The organism is Brevibacterium sp. H602 (assembly GCF_051172395.1).
Lineage (GTDB): Bacteria > Actinomycetota > Actinomycetes > Actinomycetales > Brevibacteriaceae > Brevibacterium.
The window spans coordinates 1-3,632 of sequence record NZ_JBPIZD010000047.1; the positions used below are offsets into that span (position 1 = coordinate 1).

General features: G+C 65.9%; 3 protein-coding genes. 2 read left to right on the plus strand and 1 reads right to left on the minus strand.

Annotation, left to right across the window (positions count from 1 at the left end; translation table 11 throughout):
• Nucleotides 1-167 precede the first annotated feature (167 nt).
• Nucleotides 168-1,034, plus strand: a complete 867-nt coding sequence (gene hchA, locus ACSBQT_RS17780) for a glyoxalase III HchA (protein WP_410709738.1) — start codon at nucleotides 168-170, stop codon at nucleotides 1,032-1,034.
• A gap of 178 nt (nucleotides 1,035-1,212) precedes the next feature.
• Here the strand turns inward: hchA and ACSBQT_RS17785 are convergent, their stop codons facing one another.
• Nucleotides 1,213-2,532 carry an FAD-binding oxidoreductase gene (locus ACSBQT_RS17785; protein WP_435002201.1) on the minus strand — a complete coding sequence of 440 codons (1,320 nt, stop codon included), beginning with the start codon at nucleotides 2,530-2,532 and terminating at the stop codon, nucleotides 1,213-1,215.
• Nucleotides 2,533-2,638: 106 nt separating this feature from the next.
• On the opposite strand from ACSBQT_RS17785, the gene ACSBQT_RS17790 reads away from it, so the two are divergent.
• The gene (locus ACSBQT_RS17790; RefSeq protein ID WP_435002202.1) at nucleotides 2,639-3,613 is read left to right on the plus strand and encodes a sigma-70 family RNA polymerase sigma factor; all 975 of its coding nucleotides are present in this window, start codon (nucleotides 2,639-2,641) and stop codon (nucleotides 3,611-3,613) included.
• The last annotated feature ends 19 nt before the right edge of the window (nucleotides 3,614-3,632 follow it).

Here is a 3,632-nt window from a genome sequence, read left to right on the forward strand (position 1 = left end):
CCGTCAGGTAGTACTGGGAGGGGTGGGGTCCAGCGATCGGCTTATCCTCCTGTGCCCGTTGGGCCGAGTCGTTGGCGGCGTCTCTCCGTGTGTCGTATGCTGACAGGTCAGTCGATGCACCGACGACACCGACATGCAAGTGAGCCACGCGAGCGAAAGGTGAAGACATGACTGACAGCGACAAATCTCAGGACCGGAGCCCGGTGCCCGATCAGGCGGAGGCCAACGCCTTCTTCCCGAGCGCCTACTCGCTCTCCCAGTACACGTCGAGCAGGACCGACTTCGACGGCCCCGTCACCGAGGAGACATACACGGGCGGGAAGTGGAAGATCCTCACGATCGCCACCGACGAGCGGTACATGCTCATGAAGAATGGCACGTTCTTCTCCACCGGCAACCATCCCGTCGAGACGCTGCTGCCACTCCACCACATGGCCGAGGCTGGCTACGAGATCGACGTGGCCTCCGTCAGCGGCGGACCCGGAAAATTCGAATGGTGGGCCTACCCCGGGCAGGACGAGGCCATCGCGTCGGCATGGTCGAGCGCCGAGGCGAAATTCAAGGCTCCGCTGAGGCTCTCCGACGTCATCGCGAACGGCCTCGACGACTACGCCGCGATCTTCATCCCGGGCGGCCACGGTGCCATGAACGTCATCCCCTTCGACCAGGACGTGCAGGCTGCCCTGGACTTCTTCCTGGACAACGACAGGCTCATCATCACCCTCTGTCATGGTCCGGCGGCGTTGTTGGCCGCGGGCCTCGGTCGCTCCACGAATCCCTTTGCCGGCTACCGTGTCACCGCGTTTCCGGACGCACTCGACTTCGGGGCGAACCTCGACATCGGCTATCTGCCTGGTGAGATGCCATGGGCTCTCGGCGAGACGTTGAAGAAGGATGGCATCGAGATCATCAACGATGAGATGACCGGTGCCACCACACGCGACCGCAACCTCCTGACCGGAGACAGTCCGCTCGCGGCGAATCAGCTCGGAAAAGAGTCTGTGATCGCGCTCTTGGAGAGTTTCGGCGGCTGAGACCTTCGCCGTTCAGCGTTCTGCCAGACGACCGCGACGTCACTGAGTACGTACTGCTCTGGGCGCATTCAGCGACGTCACGGTGATTCAGAGGCGCGGCCGACGGTGGCCCAGCAACCTCGCGCGAGGTTGCTGGGCCACCGACGGGTAGTTCGAGGGCATCGGGCGGGGAGAGCGGTCAGTCGGCGATGCTGAAGTTGCCGCGGAAGACCCGACCCGGGTCACGCTCTTCTTTGAGTTGGCGCAGGCGTGCCAGGGACTCTGCGGGCAAAGCGTCGGCGAGGCCCTCGTGTGGATTGAGGAAAGTGACGGGTTTGCGTCCACTGGCAGGCAATGCCCGCGCCAGATCGGCCTGCTTCTGCTCGATCGACTCCGCGGCCGCCTCGGTGACGGGAAGACCGAACATATAGACGCTGTACGGCTCGTCCAGGGCGCCGTGCGGGTTGTCGGTCGGCTGCGCCAACGCGCCGCCGAGGTGCCTGACCTGCACCGACAGAAGCGGGTCGATGGGCGAATCGAGGAGCGTGTCCAGGGTGTCATCGTCAAGGGACGTGAGCAGCTCGGCGCGGGAGCTGCCGACTCCGGGATCGGTCGGTTCGGCCGTGATCGCACCCAGCTCGGCGACGCTCATCGGCGCCCGGGAATCCGACAGCGGCATCGGCAGGGCCTCGAGCGGGCGCATGAGCTCACGCGCTTCCTCCTCGTCGCCGAGGTACGTCGAGTCGATGGCGACCATCAGCTCCGAGCCCGGGAAATGCAGAAGTTCCAACCACAGGGTCAGCGCATCGGGAGCGGTGTGAGTCATTGTCCGGAACACCTCGGCGACCTGCCTGATGTGGTCACCGGCCCAGAGCACACGTCCGCCGAAGACGTCAGGGGCGGCCTGCAGCCCGACCTCAAGACCGGTGACGATGACGAGCTCGCTTCCGCCTCCGCGCAGCGCCCAGAACAGGTCCGGGTCCTCGGTCGCGGAGACGCGGCGGGCGCGGCCGTCAGAGTCGACGATGTCGAATGCGTGGATGCTGTCGCCGACCCACCCGAAGGATCGGCCGAACCAGCTCAGGCCACCGCCCAGGGCGACTCCGGCGACGGTTACCACCGGGGAGCTGCCCGGCAGTCCGGTCAGCCCGTGTTCTGCCGCCGCTCTCTGCAGTTCGCCGGACTTCACACCCGCGCCGATCGTCGCCGTGCGCTGTGCCGGGTCGAAGTCGATGCGGTCGAGGCGGGTCGTACGCAACAAGATCGTGTCGTCGGCCCGCCCGGTCGCTCCGTGTCCGGTCGGCTGGGTAGCGATCGACAGGCCTCTTTCGCGGGCCCAGTTCACGAGGGTGACGACGTCGGTGACGTCGGCGGCTTCGACGACGGCGAGGACGTTCTGGTCGACAGCCCGGTTCCACGGGCGGTGGACCTCGTCGAATTCCGAGTCGTCGGGAAGCCAGGTGCGCCCCTGGACAGTGGCGCGAAGCTCGTCAAGAATGGTGAACGGCAGAACAGTCATGATGACTCCTTGGCTGGTGTTGGTGATCGGGCCGACGTGTGCCGGACTCAATGATGAGTCGCAGCTCTGCCCGAAAACGTGACAAGCCGTCGTCGTCAGGATCCCAATGCCATCGGAGACATCACCGCAGACCCTCGCCGAGGTGGCCGACCAGTTCTCCTCGCATCGACCGAAGATGTTCGCCATCGCTCACCGCACCCTCGGTTCCCCGTGGGCCGCCGACGATGCCGTGCAGGAGGCGTGGATCCGTTTGCAGCGAGCCGATATCTCGGCCATCGACAACCTCGAGGCGTGGCTGACGACGGTCATCTCGCGAGTCTGCATCGACGCCCTTCGCCGTGATGCCGCAAGGCGTGAGGATCTGCACTGGGAAGCATCGGACGACGACGCAGTCCCGGACCATGACTCGACGGGCGAAGCACCCGGCACGGCCGGCACTCCCGGAGGTGGTGGGGGAGGAAGCGGCGTCCGCACCGATCGACCGGAGGACAGCGCCCTGCTCCGAGACGATCTCACGGTGGCGCTGCACGTCATCCTCGACACTCTCGGTCCCTTGGAACGACTGGCGTTGGTGCTTCATGACATCTTCGCCCTGTCCTATGACGACATCGCCCCGATCGTCGACCGCAGCCCGGTCGCTGCGCGTCAGCTCGCATCCCGGGCCCGCGCACGCCTGCGCAAAGTGGATGCGGAGGAGGTCCGACACCGGCAGGGAACCGCCATCACGTCCTTCCTCGAAGCGGCTCGCGGAGGAGACTTCGGCGGCCTCCTCCAGCTGCTCGACCCGGAGATCGAAGTGCGCAGCGACCCCGCTGCCGTGAGCCTCGCCGAGGCTGGTGCCGAATTCGGTGCCCCACTCATCCGCCCCGAGGTCGTCGGCCGTGATGCTGTGGCCCGGGTGTTCAACGGGCGAGCGAAGGCCACCGAACTGGTCTGCATCGATGGTGTCCCCGCGGCCGCCTATATCTCCGACGGTGTCGCTCGGGCACTCTATCTGTTCCACTTCGCCGACGGCCGAGTCGCGTCCGTCGACGTCATCGCCGACGAGAACATCCTCGGGAACCTTCCCATCACCCGCTGAACACCGCTTAATTACTACC